Here is a 21,584-nt window from a genome sequence, read left to right on the forward strand (position 1 = left end):
GCCTGGGTTCATGGCTAGCGCCACACGCCTTTGGTATCCACCACCCACGGCTGGCGGATCTGCGCCGCCGGGATGGCCTTGAAGCGCTGGTGATCCACCAGCATCACCACCACATCCGCCTGCTGCAACGCCTCGTCAATCTCCACCAGCCGGGCATGGCCCGCCAGCGACGGCGGCAGGCTGGTGACGTGCGGCTCGACCACCAGCGTGTCGCCACGGTGCCAGTCGGCGATCATGTGCGCCACCTCCACCGCCGGGCTTTCGCGCAGGTCATCAATATTGGGTTTGAACGCCAGCCCGAAGCAGGCGATGGTCACGTCTGCGGCGCGGCGATCGCTGGCGGCCAGGCAGTCAGCGACGGCGGCCTTCACCTGATTCACCACCCAGTGCGGCTTGCTGTCATTCACTTCCCGCGCGGTGCGGATCAGGCGTGCCAGCTCTGGGTTCTGCGCCACGATAAACCACGGATCCACGGCGATGCAGTGGCCGCCCACGCCGGGGCCGGGTTGCAGGATATTGACGCGCGGGTGGCGGTTCGCCAGCCGGATCAGCTCCCAGACGTTGATCTGCTGCTCGGCGCAGATCAGCGACAGCTCATTGGCGAAGGCGATATTGACGTCGCGGAAACTGTTTTCGGTCAGCTTGCACATCTCAGCGGTGCGGGCGTTGGTGAGCACGCACTCGCCCTCCAGGAAGATCTCATACAGCGCGCGCGCGCGCGCGGAGCAGGCGGGCGTCATGCCGCCGATCACCCGGTCATTCTTGATCAGCTCCACCATCACCTGCCCCGGCAGCACCCGCTCCGGGCAGTAGGCGATGTGGATATCCGCCTGCTCGCCCGCCTGCTGCGGGAAGGTGAGATCGGGGCGCTCAGCCGCCAGCCAACCGGCCATCTGCTCGGTGGCACCCACTGGCGAGGTGGACTCCAAAATCACCAGATCGCCCCGTTTCAGCACCGGCGCAATGGCGCGCGCCGCCGCTTCCACGTAGGCCAGATCGGGCTGGTAATCGCCCTTGAACGGCGTGGGGACGGCGATCAGGAAGGCATCCGCTGCCTGTGGTGTGGTTACCGCGCGCAGGTAGCCCGCCTCCACCGCCTGTTTGACCACCACATCCAGATCCGGCTCGACAATGTGGATGTCGCCCCGGTTAATGGTCTCTACCGCGTGCGGGTTGATGTCCACACCGATGACGTTTTTCTGGCGCGAGGCAAAGGCCGCGGCCGTCGGCAGGCCGATGTAGCCCAGTCCGATCACAGAGATAGTTGCAAAACTCATAGCTTCACCTGATGGTTCTTTAATGCGTGAAGAATACGCTGACAGGCATGTCCATCGCCGTAAGGGTTATGTGCGCGACTCATGGCATGGTATTCGTCGTCGCTATTCAGCAGGCCGGTGACCTCCTGCACAATTTTGGCCATGTCGGTGCCGACCAGCCGCACGGTGCCGGCGTCCACCGCCTCCGGGCGTTCGGTCGTATCACGCATCACCAGCACCGGCTTGCCAAGGGAGGGGGCCTCCTCCTGGATGCCGCCGGAGTCGGTGAGGATCAGGTAGGCGCGATCCATCAGATAGACAAACGGCAGGTAGTCCTGCGGTTCAATCAGGATGATGTTCTCGATGCCGCTGAGGATGCGGTTCACCGGCTCGCTGACATTCGGGTTGAGGTGCACCGGGTAGACCACCTGCACCTCCGGGTGGCGGCGGGCGATCTCCGCCAGCGCGGTGCAGATGCGCTCAAAGCCGCCGCCGAAGCTCTCGCGCCGGTGGCCGGTGACCAGAATCATCTTTTTGCTCTCATCCAGGAAGGCGTACTCCTGGCCGAGGCGCTCCACCAGCGGCGGGTTGGTGCGGATGCGGTCACGCACCCACAGCAGCGCGTCAATCACCGTATTGCCGGTGACGGTGATCTGGCGATCCGGCGTTGACTCTGCCAGCAGGTTGCGGCGGGCGTTCTCCGTCGGCGCAAAGTGCCAGGTGGCGAGCGCGCCGGTCATCTTGCGGTTGGCCTCCTCCGGCCAAGGAGAGAAGAGATCGCCGGTGCGCAGACCGGCCTCCACGTGGCCAACCGGGATACGCTGGTAGAAGGCCGCGAGGCTAGTGGCCATGGTGGTGGTGGTGTCACCATGCACCAGCACCACGTCCGGCCGAAATGACTCCAGCACCGGCTTCAGCCCCTCCAGAATGCGGCAGGTGACCTCCGTCAGTCCCTGACCGGGGCGCATGATGTTGAGGTCAAAGTCCGGCTCAATATCAAACAGGCGCAAAACCTGATCCAACATCTCGCGATGTTGAGCCGTTACGCAGACCTTTGCCTCAAAGGACGCATCCTGAGCCAGGGCGTGTACCAGCGGGGCCATCTTGATGGCCTCCGGTCGGGTGCCGAAAACAGTCAACACTTTCACAGCGAATCTCTTTTAAGTCGTGAGGGGGTGCCCGCCCGCAAGCCCAGACCCCCATAAATCAAGTTAAGCCCGACGGCGCGCCAGAGCCACGCCCGCGCCGATCAATGCGCCCACTGCGCCCCACATCACCATCAGCAGCGTGCGGCGCGGGCTGTCCCGCGTGACCGGCTCCTCCGGGGTGCGCAGGTAGCGGTAGGTCTGGAACTTCGCATCCAGCACCGGCCCCACCTTGAGGGTCGAGAGCATCGCCCGGTTCTGGTCGTAGCTGATGTCATAGCTCGGGCCAGATGCCTGCAGCGCTTCCAGCCGCGCCTGCAACATCGGCGTGCCCAGCAGGAACATGTCAGAGTCTGGCAACTGCTCCGCTGGCGTGGTGGTCTGGCTGCGGCTGATGTTCTGCTGGCGCGCGATCTTCAGCGCCTGCCCGACGCCGGTCAGCGCACGCTTGTAAACCGCCGCCGCCACCGCCTCCTGGCGCTTGACCTGCGCCAGCATCGACACGGTACGCGCCGCCCACGCGCCTTGCAGCTCATCATTCAGGTGCTGCACCGCCCGCAAGCTGGCGAATGCCACGTAGCGGCGCAGCAGCTGGTTGGCGTCCGCAGCGCGCTCCGCCGTCAGCTTCACGTTGTCATTCAGGAATTTTTTATCATCATGCGGGGTGAACTGAATATTGCCGATCAGTTTATCCAGTAACGCCGCATCTGCTTTGACATCACCTTCCTGACGCTGCTTGTAATAGTCAGTCTGCAACCAGAAGTCGCGGCGCGTATCGTAGGCCGCCAGTTGCATAATGAACTCATTATAGGCGTCATCTGAAATCGAGGGCTGGTCATGGTCAGCCGCGTTGTTTATCAGGCTATCGAGGTTGCGCAGGAACTGCGCCTGCGAGTAGTAGCCGCCAAGGTTGTTGACCGTTGGCCGGTCAGTGATCGCTGTGGCGCTCCACTTCTGCTCCATCAGCGCGGAGGCGCCCAGCGCCGCGGCCGCAGAGAGTAAACCCAGCCCAACAATCCAGCCTTTGCCACGCCACAGGGCGCAGCACAGGCCACGGATATCAAGCTCATTTTCCACAGATTGACGGCTGGGGGTTGGGGACGTCTCAGATTTCATCACTGCCAGAACACCTCGGATTAGGATACGTGTTTATTGATGGTCGAGCGGCGCATACGGCGCTTGATACGTTTGATAAACCGGGCGACGCGCCAAGCGCGCTTGATACAGTAGCCGTAGAGCAAAAATGCCAGCAGGAACAGCACCAGCATCATCCACTCCGGCATAAACACCAGCCGTTCGCCTATTACGCCAATCGCCGCCAGCAGCGCCGCCGCCAGCGTAATCAGCACGAAGGCCTGCCGGGAGGAGAAACCGGCGCGCATGATCAGGTGGTGGATGTGCTGGCGGTCAGGCGAGAAGGGGCTCATCCCCTTGCGCAGCCGGCGGTACATGATGGCAATCATGTCCATCAGCGGGATGGCGATCAGCCACAGCGCGGTGACCGGGTTCATCGGCGGCGTTGGGCCTTGGGTGCTCTGCATCAGGATCCAGATGGCGGTGAAGCCGATCAGCGTACTGCCGGCATCGCCCATAAATACCTTGTAGCGCCGGCCCAGCACGCCCAGATTGAGCAGGATGTAGGGGATGATGGCGGCGATCATGGCAAAGCACCAGAGCGCCAGGTCGATGTGCCCGGCCTGATAGACCAGAATGCCCATCGCCCCAAAGGAGACGCACGACAGGCCGCCAAGCAGGCCGTCGATGCCATCCACCATATTAAAGGCGTTAATGGCCGCCCACACGGCGAACAGCGTCACCAGATAGCCGAATGGCCCCAGCACCATCTCCCACGGCCCCAGAATGTAACCGAGGCTCTTGAGGGTCAGGCCAGCGAACACCATCATCGAGATGCCGACCAGCGCCTGCACCAGCGCGCGGATTTTGACGCTGATGTCAAAACGGTCATCCAGCGCGCCGACCAACACCAGCACCCCGGCGCAGGTCAGATAGAGCGCCGAGTGGGGAATATGGAAATCCGAGATCAGGAAGGTGAAACAGATGCCGGCAAAGACGGAAATGCCGCCGACCAGTGGGATCAACCCCTGATGGCGCTTGCGGTAGTTGGGTCTGTCAACTAAGCCAATTTTCTTTGCGACTTTGCGGGCAGCAAATAAGAAACAGAAGGAAAACAGGAAGATAAAGAGAAGATCATTACTCATAGTGAGTAGATTCACAGTTAACAGCTCTCTGCATAAAGATAAGGCAATCCGGTTTGTAACCTGGCAGTGTCATAAACCCTCGCAGCCTTATAGTCCTATCCTATGGTGACAGTTATGGTTATCGCGTGTCAAAAAACCTTCGCGGATTATGCTGCGTGCTCACCCGGGTGTTAACTAACTTAGGAAAACATCTCCCCGAATGCCATCCGCTATTATCTGAATGTTGTAAATATGGATCTTTTTTGGCGCTATCGTAGCGGCCAAAAGCGAAAAACGCCACGACTTAGCGTGGCGTTCCCCGAGTTTTAAAGAATTATGAGCGCTTCATCATATCGAAGAATTCATCATTCGTTTTGGTCATTGCCAGCTTATTGATGAGGAACTCCATCGCGTCGATTTCACCCATCGGGTGGATAATCTTGCGCAGGATCCACATCTTCTGCAGCTCTTCCTGGGAGGTCAGCAGCTCCTCCTTACGAGTACCGGAGCGGTTGTAGTCAATTGCCGGGAAGACGCGTTTTTCCGCAATCTTACGTGCCAGGTGCAGTTCCATGTTACCTGTACCCTTGAACTCTTCGTAGATCACCTCGTCCATCTTCGAGCCGGTATCGACCAGCGCGGTGGCGATGATGGTCAGGCTGCCGCCCTCTTCCACGTTACGCGCGGCACCGAAGAAGCGCTTCGGACGGTGCAGGGCGTTGGCGTCCACACCACCGGTCAGTACCTTGCCAGAGGCCGGCACCACGGTGTTGTAAGCACGCGCCAGACGGGTAATGGAGTCCAGCAGGATGATGACGTCTTTCTTGTGTTCGACCAGGCGCTTCGCCTTCTCGATCACCATCTCTGCCACCTGCACGTGACGGGAAGCCGGTTCGTCGAAGGTCGACGCGACCACTTCACCCTTCACCAGACGCTGCATCTCGGTCACCTCTTCCGGACGCTCGTCAATCAGCAGCACCATCAGCACGCAATCCGGGTGGTTGTAGGCAATGCTCTGCGCGATGTTTTGCAGCAGCATGGTCTTACCGGCTTTCGGCGGTGCGACGATCAGGCCACGCTGGCCACGGCCAATCGGGGAGGCCAGATCCAGAACGCGGGCGGTGATGTCTTCGGTAGAACCGTTGCCGCGTTCCATACGCAGACGGGAGTTGGCATGCAGCGGGGTGAGGTTTTCGAACAGGATCTTGTTGCGGGCGTTTTCAGGCTTGTCGTAGTTGACTTCGTTAACTTTCAGCAGCGCAAAGTAACGCTCACCCTCTTTCGGGGGACGAATCTTACCGGAAATGGTGTCACCGGTACGAAGGTTGAAGCGGCGGATTTGGCTGGGGGAAACGTAGATGTCATCAGGGCCGGCGAGGTAGGAGCTGTCTGCAGAGCGGAGGAAGCCGAAGCCATCCTGCAATATCTCCAGTACGCCATCGCCGAAGATATCCTCACCACTCTTCGCATGCTGCTTGAGAATGGAGAAGATGATATCTTGCTTGCGCATACGGGCCAGGTTTTCCAGCCCCATGTTTTCGCCGAGAGTAATCAGCTCAGAAACCGGCGTGTTCTTTAATTCGGTAAGATTCATAGTGGTGGGTTCTTAAACTCGGGGTATGTCTCGAACTTGTCGTGAATGGTATGGCAGCGTATTCCGTGCCTGTTTACTGGCATTCAATCTCAGTGCATTCATCAGAAGAGAGACCGTGAGCATTACGGTATTCATGAAAATTTGGCAGACTGAGAACGAAAATGCCTAAATGATTTTAGCAAAACCGTATGACTGTCAAACGCATCGTAAATCGTGCCGCTTTGAAAAATAACGTGCGGTGATTGTGCCGTGCAGGAAAGCGATGCTTTTAACACAGAGCGAAGCTGGAAGGGTATTCGCCAGGATTCACGCTGTTTTTAGGATTCAAACTACAGGTAAGTTCTATATGCAGTAGAGGTAAACTTAACACGCTTCGTGGCAGGCGTCTAGCGGCCAACGTGAATTTCACATTCCCCGCTAAACACCCGACTTATCGGACATCCGTGCCGATTACATATTGGCGGTCAGGAACTCTTTCAGCTGACCTTTAGACAGCGCGCCCACCTTGGTGGCAGCGACTTCACCGTTCTTGAACAGCAACAGAGTAGGGATACCGCGAATGCCATATTTCGGCGCGGTGCCCGGGTTGTCATCGATGTTCAGCTTAGTGATGGTCAGTTTGCCGTCAAATTCTTGCGCAATTTCATCCAGAATCGGAGCAATCATCTTACAAGGACCACACCACTCAGCCCAGAAATCGACCAGCACTGGCCCTTCGGCTTTCAGTACATCGGTATCGAAACTGTCATCAGTCAGGTGAATAATTTTATCGCTCATGTTTTACTCCAAAGGATTATGTCTACCTAGTTGATGTAGCATTAACCAACATTAGGTTGACTTTATTTCACCGGATACGCTTTCGTAAAGCAATAGTTAGCTGATATTCTACCACACTATGAGCAAAACACACTTAACCGAACAGAAGTTTGCCGACTTCGCCCTGCACCCTCTCGTTATTGAAGCTCTTGAAAATAAAGGGTTTCATAACTGTACGCCTATTCAGGCATTAGCCCTGCCGATCACGGTCTCCGGACGGGATGTGGCGGGTCAGGCGCAAACTGGTACCGGCAAGACGCTGGCGTTTCTGGCGTCCACTTTCCACTATTTACTCTCCCACCCCGCTAACGCCAACCGCCAAATCAACCAGCCGCGCGCGCTGATCATGGCGCCAACCCGCGAGCTGGCCGTGCAGATCCATGCCGACGCGGAAGCGCTGTCACAGACGACCGGCCTGAAACTCGGCCTGGCCTACGGCGGTGACGGTTACGACAAACAGCTCAAGGTGCTGGAGAGCGGCGTTGACATCCTGATCGGCACCACTGGCCGTCTGATTGACTACGCCAAGCAGAACCACATTAACCTGGGCGCTATCCAGGTGGTGGTGCTGGATGAAGCCGACCGCATGTTCGATCTGGGCTTCATCAAAGATATCCGCTGGCTGTTCCGCCGGATGCCGCCAGCCGCTCAGCGCCTGAACATGCTGTTCTCCGCCACCCTCTCCTACCGCGTGAAGGAGCTGGCATTCGAGCACATGAACAATGCCGAGTCCATTGAGGTGGAACCGGAGCAGAAGACTGGCCACCGTATTAAGGAAGAGCTGTTCTACCCCTCCAATGAAGAGAAGATGCGCCTGCTGCAGACGCTGCTCGAAGAGGAGTGGCCGGATCGCTGCATCATTTTCGCCAACACCAAGCACCGCTGCGAAGACATCTGGGGCCACCTGGCCGCCGATGGCCACCGCGTTGGCCTGCTGACCGGCGATGTGGCGCAGAAAAAACGCCTGCGCATCCTGGAGGATTTCACCCAGGGCAACCTGGACATCCTGGTGGCGACCGATGTGGCGGCCCGTGGCCTGCACATCCCGGCCGTGACCCACGTGTTCAACTATGACCTGCCGGATGACTGCGAAGACTACGTGCACCGCATTGGCCGTACTGGCCGTGCCGGCGCCAGCGGCCACTCCATCAGCCTGGCCTGTGAAGAGTACGCGCTGAACCTGCCGGCGATTGAGGCCTACACCGGCCACAGCATCCCGGTCAGCAAGTACAACAGCGACGCGCTGCTGAACGAGCTGCCGCCGCCGAAACGCCTGACCCGTACCCGCACCGGCAGTGGCCCGCGCCGCAATAGCTCCGCGCCGCGCCGCAACAGCGGGGCGCCACGCACCAACCGCAAACGTTCAGGCTGATAACTATGCTCGGCTCCTCACTCTACGCCGCCATCGATCTTGGCTCCAACAGCTTCCATATGTTGGTGGTACGTGAGGTGGCCGGCAGTATTCAGACCCTGGCGCGCATCAAGCGCAAAGTCCGGCTGGCAGCCGGGCTGGACAAAGACAACCACCTGTCACACGAGGCGATGCAGCGCGGCTGGCAGTGCCTGCGGCTCTTTTCGGAGCGTTTGCAGGACATCCCGCGCGATCAGGTGCGGGTAGTGGCGACCGCCACCCTGCGGCTGGCCCGCAACAGCGATGAGTTCCTCGGCACGGCACAGACAATCCTCGGCTGCCCCATCCAGGTGATCAGCGGTGAAGAGGAAGCGCGCCTGATCTACCACGGCGTGGCGCACACCACCGGCGGCCCTGATCAGCGGCTGGTGGTGGACATCGGCGGCGGCAGCACCGAACTGGTGACCGGCACCGGTGCGCAATCCACCGCGTTGTTCAGTTTGCCGATGGGCTGCGTCACCTGGCTGGAGCGCTACTTTACCGACCGCAACCTTGGCCAGCAGAATTTTGACCAGGCTGAGCTGGCGGCGCGGGAGATGATCCGCCCGGTGGCCGCGGCGCTGATGGAGAAGGGCTGGCAGATCTGCGTGGGTGCCTCTGGCACCGTGCAAGCGTTGCAGGAGATCATGGTGGCGCAGGGCATGGATGAGCGCATCACCCTGCTGAAGCTGGAGCAGCTGCGCCGCCGTGCCATCCAGTGCGGCAAGCTGGAGGAGCTAGAAATTGAGGGGCTGACGCTGGAGCGCGCGCTGGTCTTCCCGAGCGGGCTGTCGATCCTTATTGCCATCTTCAAAGAGCTACAGATTGAGGGCATGACGCTGGCAGGCGGCGCGCTACGCGAAGGGCTGGTCTACGGTATGCTGCACCTGCCGGTCGAGCAGGAGATCCGCCATCGCACCCTACGTAACCTGCAACGCCGCTATCTGCTGGATGGCGAGCAGGCCCAGCGCGTGGCGCAACTGGCCGAGAATTTCGCCGGGCAGGTGGCGGAAGTCTGGCAACTGGATGCGCTTAGCCGCGAACTGCTCCGCAGCGCCTGCCTGATCCATGAGATTGGCCTCAGCGTCGATTTCCGTCAGGCTCCCCAACATGCTGCCTATCTGGTGCGTCACCTGGATCTGCCCGGCTTTACCCCGGCGCAGAAAAAGCTGCTGGCGACCCTGCTGCAAAACCAGAACAACACCATTGATCTGGCGCTGCTCAGCCAACAGAACGCCCTGCCGCCCCGTCAGGCCCAACGTCTTTGCCGCCTGTTACGTCTGGCAATCATCTTCGCCAGCCGCCGCCGCGATGACACCCTGCCAGCGGTACGGCTGCGTGCCAACGATGACGTGCTGACGGTGACGCTGCCGCCCGGCTGGCTGGAGCAGCACCCGCTGCGGGCCGAAGAGCTGGAGCACGAGAGCCACTGGCAGAGTTATGTCCACTGGCCGCTGGAAGTCAAAGAGGCGTAGCATCCAATAAAAAAGGCCGGTTTAACCGGCCTTTTTTTATGCGGGCATCAACTGCCGCGCGCCTTCGCCAGCATCTCACGGATGCTCGCCAGATTGCTCTGGCCCTTCTGCATCCGCTCCTGCGGGCTGACCACCTTGCGCTCCGTCTCCCACGCCAGATCGTCCTGCGGCAGTTCCAGCAGGAAGCGGCTCGGCTCCGGCCGTACCAACTCGCCATACTGGCGGCGCTCGCGGCAGAGGGTGAAGATCATCTCACGCTGGGCGCGGGTGATGCCAACGTAGGCCAGCCGGCGTTCCTCCTCAATGTTATCCTCATCGATGCTGCTCTGATGCGGCAACAGCCCCTCCTCCATGCCAACCAGAAACACATAGGGGAACTCCAGCCCCTTGGAGGCGTGCAGCGTCATCAGTTGCACCTGATCCAGCTCCTCCTCGCTCTCGCCGCGCTCCATCATGTCACGCAGCGTGAAGCGGGTGACCACCTGCGCCAGCGTCATCGGCTCGTCCAGATCGTTGCCCTCGAGCATCTCGGTCATCCAGCTAAACAGCTGGTTGACGTTCTTCATCCGCATCTCCGCCGCCTTGGCGCTCGGTGAGGTCTCATACAGCCAGCTCTCGTAGTCGATGCCGTGGATCAGATCCCGCACTGCCGCCACCGGGTTGCGCTCCGCCAGATCGGCCACCCCTTTCAGCCAGTGGGTGAAACGCTGCAACGCCTCCAGCCCGCGGCCGGTCAGGTACTGGCCCAGCCCCAGATCAAAGCTGGCGGCGAACAGGCTCTTGTTGCGCTGGTTGGCCCACTCACCCAGCTTCTGCAGCGTCGCTGGGCCGATTTCGCGCTTTGGCGTGTTGACGATGCGCAGGAAGGCGCTGTCATCCCCCTCGTTGGTCAGCACGCGCAGGTAGGCGAGCAGATCCTTGATCTCTGGCCGTGAGAAGAAAGAGGTGCCGCCGGAGATGCGGTACGGGATGCGGTTCTGCATCAGCATCTTCTCAAACAGGCGTGACTGGTGGTTGCCGCGGTAGAGGATGGCGTAGTCGCTGTACTGGGTCTTCTTCACGAAGCGGTGGGCGATCAGCTCGCCGACCACCCGTTCCGCCTCGTGGTCTTCGTTGTTGGCGGTCACCACTTTCAGCGCCTCGCCATAACCCAGCTCGGAGAAGAGGCGCTTCTCAAACACGTGCGGGTTGTTGGCGATCAGGATGTTGGCGGCCTTCAGGATGCGGCCGGTGGAGCGGTAGTTCTGCTCCAGCTTGATCACCTGCAACGCCGGGAAATCCTCTTTCAGCAGCACCAGATTCTGTGGCCGCGCGCCGCGCCAGGAGTAGATGGATTGGTCGTCATCGCCCACCACGGTAAAGCGCGCCCGCGCGCCGACCAGCAGCTTCACCAGCTCATACTGGCTGGTGTTGGTGTCCTGATACTCATCCACCAGCAGGTAGCGGATACGGTTCTGCCAGCGTTCGCGCACCTCGGCGTTGCGTTGCAGCAGCAGCGTCGGCAGCAGGATCAGGTCGTCAAAGTCGAGCACGTTGCAGGCGCGCAGGTGGTCGTGGTACAGCCCGTAGCAGTGGGCGAACAGCTTCTCCCGCTCGGATCGCGCACGCGTTGCCGCGCCCTGCGGATCCACCAGATCGTTTTTCCAGTTGGAGATCGTCGAGATCAACTGCTGGAGCAGCGTCTTGTCATTCTCCAGCCACTTCTCTGTCAGCTCTTTCAGCAGCGCGAGCTGGTCCTGGTCATCGAACAGCGAGAAGTTGGACTTCATGCCGAGGGCGGCGTACTCGCGCTTGATGATATCCAGCCCCAGCGTGTGGAAGGTGGAGATCATCAGCCCCCGCGCCTCTTTACGTCCCAACGTCTGCGCCACGCGCTCCTTCATCTCACGCGCCGCCTTGTTGGTGAAGGTCACGGCGGCGATGTGGCGCGCCTGATAGCCGCACTGGCGGATCAGGTGGGCAATTTTGTTGGTGATGACGCGGGTCTTGCCCGATCCCGCCCCGGCCAGCACGAGGCAAGGCCCGGTAACGAATTCGACGGCGTGTTGTTGGCTGGGGTTTAATCGCATGGCGCTTTTTTGCTCACTGGGATGACGGGCGGCGATTGTATCAGAAAGGCGGACGGAGATTGACCGCCTTTACCTTTCAATTTGCCCTGCCGGGTCTACATCCGGCGTGCCGGGTGGTAGAGTAGCGCGGACACATTTATGAAGGGTTCTATTATGGCGAATACCGCATCGGCGCTGCATATCCTGGTGGATACCGAGCAGCAGGCCAAAGAGATTCTGGACAAACTGGCGAAGGGCGCTGATTTCCAGGAGATGGCACGCAAGCACTCCACGTGCCCCTCCAAGCGCTCCGGCGGCTCGCTGGGCGAGTTCCGCAAGGGCGACATGGTGCCGTCCTTTGACAAGGCTGTCTTCAGCTGTGAATTGCTGAAACCTTATGGGCCAGTGAAGACCCAGTTTGGCTACCACATCATCAAGGTGCTTTACCGCAACTGATGGCCGCCAGGCAGCAAAAAGGGCACCCCGTGGGGTGCCCTTCTTTTTATCCCGACCGGTTAGCCCGCGACCGCGATGCGTTTCATGTCAGTCATGTAGCCACGCAGCTTGCGACCCACCGCCTCAATCGGGTGGTTGCGGATCGCTTCGTTGACGTCACGCAGCTGGGCGTTGTCTACCGCCGTGCCGGTGATGGCCTTGCCCAAGTCACCGGTTTGCAGCGAGGCCATGAAGGCTTCTTGCAGCAACGGCACCGCCGCATTGGCGAACAGGTAGTTGCCGTACTCCGCAGTGTCAGAGATGACCACGTTCATCTCATACAGACGCTTACGGGCGATGGTGTTGGCGATCAGCGGCAGCTCATGCAGCGATTCGTAGTAGGCTGATTCTTCGATGATGCCGGAGTCCACCATGGTTTCGAATGCCAGTTCCACCCCGGCCTTCACCATCGCAATCATCAGCACGCCGTGGTCAAAGTACTCCTGCTCAGCGATTTTGCCCTCCTGCTGCGGCGCGTTCTCAAACGCGGTCGCGCCGGTCTCTTCACGCCAGGTCAGCAGTTTCACGTCATCCTCTGCCCAGTCAGCCATCATGCCGCTGGAGAAGGCGCCGGAGATAATGTCATCCATATGTTTCTGGAACAGCGGTGCCATGATGCCTTTCAGCTGCTCGGAGAGCGCGTTGGCACGCAGTTTCGCCGGGTTGGAGAGGCGATCCATCATCAGGGTGATGCCGCCCTGCTTCAGCGCCTCGGTGATGGTCTCCCAGCCGAACTGAATCAGTTTTTCCGCGTAGGCTGGATCCGCGCCGTCAGCCACCAGCTTGTCGAAACAGAGCAGCGAACCGGCCTGCAACATGCCGCACAGGATGGTCTGTTCACCCATCAGGTCAGACTTCACCTCGGCCACGAACGAGGACTCCAGTACGCCAGCACGGTGGCCGCCGGTGGCCGCTGCCCATGCCTTGGCGATGGCCATGCCTTCACCCTTCGGATCGTTCTCCGGGTGTACCGCGATCAGTGTCGGTACGCCAAAGCCGCGTTTGTACTCTTCACGCACTTCGGTGCCTGGGCACTTCGGCGCCACCATCACCACGGTGATGTCTTTGCGGATCTGCTCGCCCACTTCCACGATGTTGAAGCCGTGGGAGTAACCCAGCGCCGCGCCATCTTTCATCAGCGGCTGCACTGCCTGTACCACGGCGCTGTGCTGTTTGTCTGGGGTCAGGTTCACCACCAGATCCGCCTGCGGCACCAGCTCTTCGTAAGTGCCCACCTTAAAGCCGTTCTCGGTCGCCTTGCGCCAGGAGGCGCGTTTCTCGTCGATTGCCTCTTTGCGCAGCGCATAGGCGATATCCAGGCCGGAGTCACGCATGTTCAGCCCTTGGTTCAGGCCCTGCGCGCCACAGCCGACAATCACCACCTTTTTCCCTTTCAGGTAGCCAGCTTCGTCAGCGAATTCGTCGCGGGACATGAAGCGACATTTGCCCAATTGTGCCAGCTGCTGGCGCAGGTTCAGGGTGTTGAAGTAGTTAGCCATGGTGGGACTCCGTCGATGTTGTGTTCGCTGTTATTTTCACTGCCCACCCTCTCTGGGGAGGCGTCGTTGAATCCACTATATGCTATGCGTGGCATTGCTTAAATTGATATATTGAGAATCTGTCATTGCATAAAATGCAATGTGAACCCCGTCATTGTTGAGAGCGCCGCCTGATGGATATCCGCGATCTGAAACTGTTCCTGCACCTGACCGAAAGCCGCCACTTTGGCCGCACCGCCAAGGCGATGCACGTCAGCCCCTCCACCCTGTCGCGCCAGATCCAGCGCCTGGAGGAGAGCATCGGCCAGCCGCTGTTTTTGCGCGACAACCGCACCGTGCAACTGACCGACGCCGGCGAACAGGTGCGCGGTTTTGCCCAGCATACGCTGCTGCAATACCAGCAGTTGCGCCACGCGCTAGGGCAGAAGGGGCCGTCGCTGACCGGCGAACTGCGCCTGTTCTGTTCGGTAACGGCGGCCTACAGCCACCTGCCCGCCATCCTTGACCGCTTCCGCGCCCAGCATCCGCTGGTGGAGATCAAGCTGACCACCGGCGACGCGGCGGACGCGGTGCAGAAGGTGCAGTCCAACGAGGCGGATCTAGGCATCGCCGGGCGGCCGGAGTCTTTGCCGACCAGCATCGGCTTTACCAAAATCGGCGAGATCCCGCTGGTGCTGATCGCCCCGGCGCTGCCCTGCCCGGTACGCAGCCAGGCGATCGCGCCGCAGCCGGTCTGGTCTGACATTCCGTTTATCTTGCCAGAGCACGGCCCGACGCGGCGGCGCATCGACGCTTGGTTCCGCCGCCACCGCATCAGCAACCCGCAGATCTATGCCACCGTCTCCGGCCATGAGGCGATTGTCTCGATGGTCGCGCTGGGGTGCGGCATCGCGCTGATTCCGGGAGTGGTGCTGGAGAACAGCCCCGAGTCGATGCGTAGCCGCATCTCGGTGCTGGACCACATTTCGCTGGTCGCGCCGTTTGAACTGGGGGTGTGCGTGCAGAAGAAGCGCCTGAGCGAGACGCTGATTGAGGCATTCTGGAGTTTGCTGTAGCGAAAGCAGGGGCCGCGGCGGCGGCCCCACAGGTCAGCCGGCGAGGAAGAAGCGGAACGCCGGGTTGTCGGTTTCGTCATGGCAGACGTAGCCGAGCGCCGTCAGGTGGCGGTCAAACTCCGGCTCACGCTCGCCCAGCTCAAACGCCGCCAGCACCCGGCCATAGTCGGTGCCGTGGCTGCGGTAGTGGAACAGCGAGATGTTCCAGTGGGTGCCGAGGGTGTGCAGGAACTTGAGCAGCGCGCCCGGCGACTCCGGGAACTCAAAGCTGAACAGCCGCTCGCGCAGTGGCTTGCTGGGACGGCCGCCCACCATGTAGCGCACGTGCAGCTTGGCCATCTCATCGTCGGAGAGATCCATCACCTGATAGCCACCGGCCACCAGCTCGTCGATGATCTCGCGCCGCTCGCTGTGGCCGCGCGTCAGCCGCACGCCGACAAAGATATTGGCGTTGTCAGCATCGGCGTAGCGGTAGTTGAACTCCGTTACCGCACGGCCGCCCAGCAACTGGCAGAAGGTCAGGAAGCTGCCCTTCTGCTCCGGGATGGTAACCGCCAGCAGCGCCTCACGCTGCTCGCCCAGCTCGCAGCGCTCCGAAACGTAGCGCAACCCGTGGAAGTTGAGGTTGGCGCCGGAGAGCACGTGCGCCAGCCGCTCGCCACGAATGTTATGCTGCTGCACATACTTCTTCATACCCGCCAGCGCCAGCGCGCCGGAGGGTTCGGCGATCGCCCGCACATCCTCAAACAGATCCTTGACTGCGGCGCAGATGGCATCGCTGTCGACGGTAATCACATCATCCAGGTACTCACGGCAGAGGCGGAAGGTCTCGTTGCCGATGCGCTTTACCGCCACGCCCTCAGCGAACAGCCCGACGCGCGGCAGGTCAACCGGCTCGCCGGCATCCAGCGCCGCGCGCAGGCAGGCAGAATCTTCCGCCTCTACGCCAATCACCTTGATCTGCGGCATCAGCTGCTTGATCAGCACCGCCACCCCGGCCGCCAGCCCGCCGCCGCCCACCGGCACGAACACCCGGTCAAGGTGCGCGTCCTGTTGCAACAGCTCCAGTGCCAGCGTGCCCTGCCCGGCGATCACCGCCGGGTGGTCAAAGGGCGGCACGAAGGTCATGCCCTGCTGTTCAGACAGCTCAATCGCCCGCGCCTTGGCCTCATCAAAGTTCGCCCCGTGCAGCAGCACCTCGCCGCCGAAGTTGCGCACCGCGTCCACCTTGATGTCGGCGGTCGCCACTGGCATCACGATCAGCGACTTGATGTTGCCGCGCGTGGCGGAGAGCGCCACCCCCTGCGCGTGGTTGCCCGCCGAGGCGGTCACCACGCCGCGGGCTTTCTGCTCCTCAGTGAGGCTGGCGATCATCGCGTAGGCTCCGCGCAGCTTGAAGCTGTGTACCGGCTGGCGATCCTCGCGCTTCACCAGCACGGTATTGCCCAGCCGGGCGGAGAGTTTGTCCATCGCCTGCAACGGGGTGACCTGTGCCACCTCGTAGACCGGCGCACGCAGCACCGCCCGTAGGTACTCGGCACCGCACGGGGTGCCGGAAAGGGGTTGTGATTCCGCCATCAGCCTTAGCCTCCCAGCTTGCTCTTGTCGCGTACCGCGCCCTTGTCGGCGCTGGTGGCCAGCGTGGCGTAAGCGCGCAGCGCGAAGGAGACCTGACGCTCACGCGCCTGCGGCGTCCAGGCCTGATCGCCCCGTGCCAGCTCGGTTTCGCGACGGGCGGCCAGTTCGCTGTCGGCCACATCCAGCACGATGCCACGGTTCGGGATGTTGATGTCGATGATGTCGCCATCCTTCACCAGACCGATCAGGCCGCCGTTGGCCGCCTCTGGCGAGACGTGGCCGATGGAGAGGCCGGAGGTGCCGCCGGAGAAGCGGCCATCAGTGATCAGCGCGCAGCTCTTGCCGAGGCCCATCGACTTCAGGTAGGTGGTCGGGTAGAGCATCTCCTGCATCCCCGGCCCGCCTTTCGGCCCCTCGTAGCGGATCACCACCACGTCGCCCGCCACCACTTTGCCGCCGAGGATCGCCTCAACCGCATCGTCCTGGCTCTCGTAGACCTTGGCCGGGCCACGGAAGGTCAGGCTCTCTTTGTCCACGCCAGCGGTTTTGACGATGCAGCCATCTTCCGCCACGTTGCCGTAGAGTACCGCCAGCCCGCCATCCTGACTGTAGGCGTGCTCACGGGTGCGGATGCAACCCTCCTGGCGGTCGGTGTCCAGCGACTCCCAGCGGCAATCCTGAGAGAAGGCCTGTGTGGTGCGGATGCCCGCTGGGCCTGCGGAGAACATCTTTTTCACCGCGTCGTTGTCGGTGACCATCACGTCATACTCCGCCAGCGTCTGCGGCAGGGTCTGCATCAGGACGTTGTTCACTTCGCGGTTCAGCAGACCAGCGCGATCCAGCTCGCCGAGGATGCCAATCACGCCGCCGGCGCGGTGCACATCCTCCATGTGGTACTTCTGGGTGCTCGGCGCGACCTTACAGAGGTGCGGCACCTTGCGCGACAGGCGATCGATGTCGGACATGGTGAAGTCCACCTCGCCCTCCTGCGCCGCCGCCAGCAGGTGCAGCACGGTGTTGGTGGAGCCGCCCATCGCGATATCCAGCGTCATGGCGTTCTCAAACGCCGCCTTGTTGGCAATGTTGCGCGGCAGCACGCTCTCATCGTCCTGTTCGTAATAGCGTTTCGCCAGACCGACGATGCGTTTGCCAGCGTTGATGAACAGATCCTTGCGGTCGGCGTGGGTCGCCAGCAGCGAGCCGTTGCCCGGCTGGGAGAGGCCGAGCGCCTCGGTCAGGCAGTTCATTGAGTTGGCGGTAAACATCCCAGAGCAGGAGCCGCAAGTCGGGCAGGCGGAACGCTCAATCTGGTTGCTCTCCTCATCGGACACCTTCGGGTTGGCACCCTGGATCATGGCGTCAATCAGGTCGAGCTTGATGATTTTGTCGGAGAGCTTGGTTTTCCCGGCTTCCATCGGGCCGCCCGAAACAAAGATCACCGGGATGTTAAGGCGCAGTGAGGCCATCAGCATTCCGGGGGTGATCTTGTCGCAGTTGGAGATACAGACCATGGCGTCGGCGCAGTGCGCATTCACCATGTACTCCACGGAGTCGGCGATCAACTCACGTGAAGGCAGCGAGTAGAGCATGCCACCGTGGCCCATGGCGATGCCGTCATCAACGGCGATGGTGTTGAACTCTTTCGCCACGCCGCCGGCGGCTTCAATCTGTTCCGCCACCAGCTTGCCCAGATCGCGCAGGTGGACGTGGCCCGGCACAAACTGCGTGAAGGAGTTGACCACCGCGATGATCGGCTTGCCGAAATCGTCGTCGGTCATCCCGGTGGCGCGCCACAGCGCGCGGGCGCCGGCCATGTTGCGGCCGTGGGTGGTAGTAGCGGAACGGTACTTAGGCATGCTCATTTACTCCAATTATGCTGAAAAGCAGGCGGGGAACGGCCGCCTGCCGTGTCTGTCTGCTTATTGTGGGTTCACTGGATCCAGCCAGCCGTATTTGTCTTCTGTCTCGCCGGTGAACAGGCCGAAGAACGCTTGCTGGATGCGCTTGGTGACCGGGCCACACTTGCCGATGCCTACCTGGATGTCATCCACGCTGCGTACCGGGGTGATCTCTGCCGCGGTGCCGGACATGAACACTTCGTCCGCCAGGTAGAGGGATTCGCGTGACAGCACCTGCTCACGCACTTCGATGCCCAGATCTTTCGCCAGCTTGATGATGGCGTCACGGGTGATGCCCGGCAGCGCAGAGGAGGTGAACGGCGGGGTGAACAGGATGCCGTCTTTCACTTCGAACAGGTTTTCGCCCGCGCCCTCAGAAACATAGCCGTGGACGTCCAGCGCTATGCCCTCCTGATAACCCTGACGGCGCGCTTCGCTGCCCACCAGCAGGGAGGAGAGGTAGTTACCGCCTGCTTTCGCGCCGGTCGGGATGGTGTTGGCTGCCACGCGGTTCCAGGAGGAGACCATGGCGTCGATGCCCTGCTCCAGCGCCTCTTCACCCAGGTACGCGCCCCACGGGAAGGCGGCGATGATGACGTCAGTGGTGTAACCGGCCGGCGGGTTGACGCCCATGCCCACGTCGCCCACGAACACCAGCGGACGGATGTAGGCGCTGGTCAGGTTGTTTTTACGCAGGGTTTCGCGGCAGGCTTCCATCAGCTCATCCACGCTCTGGGAGACCGGGAAACGGTAGATTTTGGCGGAGTCACGCAGACGCTGCATGTGCTCGCGGTGGCGGAACACCACCGGGCCGAGGTGGGACTGATAGCAACGCACACCCTCAAAGACAGAGGTGCCGTAGTGCAGCGCATGGGACATCACGTGAACCTTGGCCTCTTCCCACTTCACCATCTTGCCATTGAACCAAATATAATCCGCTTTCTTCGTCATGCTTCTCTTCCTTTCGTACGCCTTAGGCGCGTATTTGTTGTGATGTGTGTTGTTGGATCTCGACGCGGGCGACATCCATCAGTTTGCTTAACTGACTAGACAGTAAATCCACCGGCCGTTGGCTGGCAACGGTCAATTCAATATTAATGTTGTCGCTGTTCGCGCTCTGGTCCATGTTCATCGCGCAAACCTGAAAACCGCGGTGGCGCACCACGCGCAGGACACGTTCTAACATCTCTGGGCGGAAGCGGGCTTGGATGGAAACCTGATGCTGCATCATGACATTTTCTCCAACATAGATTCGTTGCCTGCGCCTGGCGGCACCAGCGGCCAGACGTTCTCGTTTTCGTCGATGGAAACCTGGAGCAGATAGGGGCCGGTGTTCTGGTAGAGGGCATCCAGGGCGGCATCGACCTCCTCTTTACGGCTGATACGCTGCCCCGGAATGCCGAAGGCAGAGGCCAGCGTCAGGAAATCAGGGTTGTCGGACAGGTTGGTCTCGCTGAAGCGGCCATCGAAGAACAGCTCCTGCCACTGGCGCACCATGCCGAGGCGCTGGTTGTCCAGCAGCACGATCTTCAGCGGCAGCTGCTTGCGCTTGATGGTGCCCAGCTCCTGCACGTTCATCATGAAGGAGCCGTCGCCAGAGACGCAGATCACCATGTCATCCGGGCGCGCCACCTGTGCGCCCACCGCCGCCGGCACACCGAAGCCCATAGTGCCGAGGCCGCTGGAGGTGATGAAGTTCTCCGGGCGGTCAAAGGTCATGTGCTGTGCCGTCCACATCTGGTGCTGGCCGACGTCGGTGGTCACCACGGTGTTGGCTGGCATCCGGTCAGAGAGCTGTTTCAGGAACAGCGGCGCGTAGATCGCCTCGCCGGGGTGGTCATAGCGCCAGCCGTTGGCCGCTTTCAGTGCCATCACCTCGTGCCGCCAGCCGTCGATCGCCAGCGGCTGTTGCAGCGCTGGCAGCAGGGTTTTCAGGTCACCCTGCAACGCCACATGCGCCTGACGCAGCTTGTTCATCTCCGCCGGGTCAATGTCCATGTGGATCACCTTGGCGTGGGGGGCGAAGGCGTTCAGCTTGCCGGTCACCCGGTCATCAAAGCGCGCGCCGACGGCGATCAGCAGATCGCAGGACTGCACCGCCAGGTTGGCGGCCTTGGTGCCGTGCATCCCCAGCATCCCCAAATAGCAGGGGTGGGTGGCATCTGGCGCGCCCAGCCCTTTCAGGGTAGCGACGGTAGGGATATCAGTTGTGGCGATGAAATCACGCAGCGCTGGCACGGCCTGCGCCATGCCCACGCCGCCACCCACGTAGAGGATCGGCTGGCGCGCCTGCGCCAACAGCGCGCGCGCCTGCTCCAGCTCGGCGGCCGGGTGAGCGGTCTGCTCTTCTACCGGCACCAGATGCGGGGCCAAATCACCCACCGCCAGCTGGATATCTTTCGGGATGTCGATCAGAACCGGGCCGGGGCGGCCGCTGGCGGCGATGGCAAAGGCCTCAGCCATAATGCCGGGCAACGCCTCCAGCGACTCCACCAGGAAGCTGTGTTTGGTGCAGGCCAGTGACAGGCCGAGGACGTCAATCTCCTGGAAGGCGTCAGTGCCGATCAGCGCTGAACCGACCTGGCCGGTGATAGCGACGATCGGCACTGAATCCAACAGGGCATCCGCCAGGCCGGTGATCAGGTTGGTGGCGCCGGGGCCAGAGGTGGCGATGCAGACGCCCACTTTGCCGGTGGCACGGGCATAACCGATGGCAGCCATCGCCGCACCCTGCTCATGGCGGCACAGCAGGTGCTCGACACCGCCGTCATACAGCGCATCGTATACCGGCATGATCGCGCCACCTGGGTAGCCGAATACCGTGTTCACTCCCTGTGCGCGCAACGCTTGTACAACCCACTGTGCACCATTCATGGTTATTCCCCCGCCTTTGTGCGGGAAGCGCAGAATATTATGCTGTTGTTCATCTTCTGTCCTCGCTTCACTGATTGCTCTTTACACCGGCCATAAAAAAACCCCCGGACCGTGAGGTGCGGGGGTTCTCTTTCGTTTCAGACTTGTTTTCTAAGCCTTTCTTCGTCCAAGTGCAGCCCCGCACGGTGGGATAATAATCACCACCACGCTAATCACGACTAGGCTAACCACTTGGAATAGGGCTTTCATAAACGGGTCTGACA

Annotated in this window: 18 protein-coding genes; 4 read left to right on the plus strand and 14 right to left on the minus strand. The window is 61.1% G+C overall.

Annotated features, from left to right (window positions below; all coding sequences use genetic code 11):
- Window positions 1–14 precede the first annotated feature (14 nt).
- The 6 genes from wecC to trxA form a co-directional block, all read right to left on the minus strand.
- Window positions 15–1,277, minus strand: a complete 1,263-nt coding sequence (gene wecC, locus ACK3SD_RS16845; RefSeq protein ID WP_481126237.1) for a UDP-N-acetyl-D-mannosamine dehydrogenase — start codon at window positions 1,275–1,277, stop codon at window positions 15–17.
- Complete coding sequence (gene wecB / locus ACK3SD_RS16850) at window positions 1,274–2,404, minus strand: non-hydrolyzing UDP-N-acetylglucosamine 2-epimerase (protein WP_481126238.1); 1,131 nt, start codon at window positions 2,402–2,404, stop codon at window positions 1,274–1,276. The genes wecC and wecB overlap by 4 nt, the downstream gene beginning before the upstream one ends.
- Before the next feature lie 63 nt (window positions 2,405–2,467).
- Window positions 2,468–3,517 (minus strand): ECA polysaccharide chain length modulation protein, encoded by a 1,050-nt coding sequence (wzzE, locus tag ACK3SD_RS16855; RefSeq protein ID WP_481126239.1) that lies wholly within the window; start codon window positions 3,515–3,517, stop codon window positions 2,468–2,470.
- Window positions 3,518–3,537: 20 nt separating this feature from the next.
- Window positions 3,538–4,635 (minus strand): UDP-N-acetylglucosamine--undecaprenyl-phosphate N-acetylglucosaminephosphotransferase, encoded by a 1,098-nt coding sequence (gene wecA / locus ACK3SD_RS16860; protein WP_481126240.1) that lies wholly within the window; start codon window positions 4,633–4,635, stop codon window positions 3,538–3,540.
- Window positions 4,636–4,933: 298 nt separating this feature from the next.
- Window positions 4,934–6,193 carry a transcription termination factor Rho gene (rho, locus tag ACK3SD_RS16865; protein WP_137764678.1) on the minus strand — a complete coding sequence of 420 codons (1,260 nt, stop codon included), beginning with the start codon at window positions 6,191–6,193 and terminating at the stop codon, window positions 4,934–4,936.
- Window positions 6,194–6,643: 450 nt separating this feature from the next.
- Window positions 6,644–6,970, minus strand: a complete 327-nt coding sequence (gene trxA / locus ACK3SD_RS16870) for a thioredoxin TrxA (protein WP_137764679.1) — start codon at window positions 6,968–6,970, stop codon at window positions 6,644–6,646.
- A gap of 118 nt (window positions 6,971–7,088) precedes the next feature.
- On the opposite strand from trxA, the gene rhlB reads away from it, so the two are divergent.
- Together rhlB and gppA are read left to right on the plus strand one after the other, a co-directional pair.
- On the plus strand, window positions 7,089–8,381 hold the full coding sequence (gene rhlB, locus ACK3SD_RS16875) for an ATP-dependent RNA helicase RhlB (RefSeq protein WP_481126241.1): 1,293 nt from the start codon (window positions 7,089–7,091) through the stop codon (window positions 8,379–8,381).
- Between the two features lie 5 nt (window positions 8,382–8,386).
- A complete protein-coding gene (gene gppA / locus ACK3SD_RS16880) occupies window positions 8,387–9,874 on the plus strand; it encodes a guanosine-5'-triphosphate,3'-diphosphate diphosphatase (protein ID WP_481126242.1) in 1,488 nt (495 codons plus the stop codon).
- Between the two features lie 47 nt (window positions 9,875–9,921).
- Here gppA and rep read toward each other — a convergent pair whose 3' ends face one another.
- Window positions 9,922–11,943, minus strand: coding sequence for a DNA helicase Rep (gene rep / locus ACK3SD_RS16885; protein WP_481126243.1), 2,022 nt, complete (start codon window positions 11,941–11,943; stop codon window positions 9,922–9,924).
- A gap of 153 nt (window positions 11,944–12,096) precedes the next feature.
- On the opposite strand from rep, the gene ppiC reads away from it, so the two are divergent.
- Entirely contained in the window at window positions 12,097–12,378 is a 282-nt protein-coding gene (gene ppiC / locus ACK3SD_RS16890) for a peptidylprolyl isomerase PpiC (protein WP_137764683.1), read from the plus strand.
- A gap of 59 nt (window positions 12,379–12,437) precedes the next feature.
- Here ppiC and ilvC read toward each other — a convergent pair whose 3' ends face one another.
- The gene (gene ilvC, locus ACK3SD_RS16895) at window positions 12,438–13,916 is read right to left on the minus strand and encodes a ketol-acid reductoisomerase (protein ID WP_481126244.1); all 1,479 of its coding nucleotides are present in this window, start codon (window positions 13,914–13,916) and stop codon (window positions 12,438–12,440) included.
- 173 nt (window positions 13,917–14,089) lie between these two features.
- Here ilvC and ilvY point away from each other — a divergent pair, with 173 nt between their 5' ends.
- Complete coding sequence (gene ilvY / locus ACK3SD_RS16900) at window positions 14,090–14,971, plus strand: HTH-type transcriptional activator IlvY (protein WP_481126245.1); 882 nt, start codon at window positions 14,090–14,092, stop codon at window positions 14,969–14,971.
- A 33-nt stretch (window positions 14,972–15,004) separates the two neighbouring features.
- Here the strand turns inward: ilvY and ilvA are convergent, their stop codons facing one another.
- The 6 genes from ilvA to ilvL form a co-directional block, all read right to left on the minus strand.
- Complete coding sequence (gene ilvA / locus ACK3SD_RS16905; RefSeq protein ID WP_481127576.1) at window positions 15,005–16,552, minus strand: threonine ammonia-lyase, biosynthetic; 1,548 nt, start codon at window positions 16,550–16,552, stop codon at window positions 15,005–15,007.
- Between the two features lie 2 nt (window positions 16,553–16,554).
- Entirely contained in the window at window positions 16,555–18,405 is a 1,851-nt protein-coding gene (gene ilvD / locus ACK3SD_RS16910; protein ID WP_481126246.1) for a dihydroxy-acid dehydratase, read from the minus strand.
- A gap of 63 nt (window positions 18,406–18,468) precedes the next feature.
- Window positions 18,469–19,398 (minus strand): branched-chain amino acid transaminase, encoded by a 930-nt coding sequence (locus ACK3SD_RS16915; protein ID WP_481126247.1) that lies wholly within the window; start codon window positions 19,396–19,398, stop codon window positions 18,469–18,471.
- Window positions 19,399–19,420: 22 nt separating this feature from the next.
- Window positions 19,421–19,678 carry an acetolactate synthase 2 small subunit gene (gene ilvM / locus ACK3SD_RS16920; protein WP_481126248.1) on the minus strand — a complete coding sequence of 86 codons (258 nt, stop codon included), beginning with the start codon at window positions 19,676–19,678 and terminating at the stop codon, window positions 19,421–19,423.
- Window positions 19,675–21,321, minus strand: coding sequence for an acetolactate synthase 2 catalytic subunit (gene ilvG / locus ACK3SD_RS16925; protein WP_481126249.1), 1,647 nt, complete (start codon window positions 21,319–21,321; stop codon window positions 19,675–19,677). Before ilvG ends, ilvM begins: the two co-directional genes overlap by 4 nt.
- A 150-nt stretch (window positions 21,322–21,471) precedes the next feature.
- Window positions 21,472–21,570, minus strand: a complete 99-nt coding sequence (ilvL, locus tag ACK3SD_RS16930) for an ilv operon leader peptide (RefSeq protein WP_072931242.1) — start codon at window positions 21,568–21,570, stop codon at window positions 21,472–21,474.
- Between the last annotated feature and the right edge of the window lie 14 nt (window positions 21,571–21,584).

Source organism: Chimaeribacter sp. YP20170169, assembly GCF_056739715.1.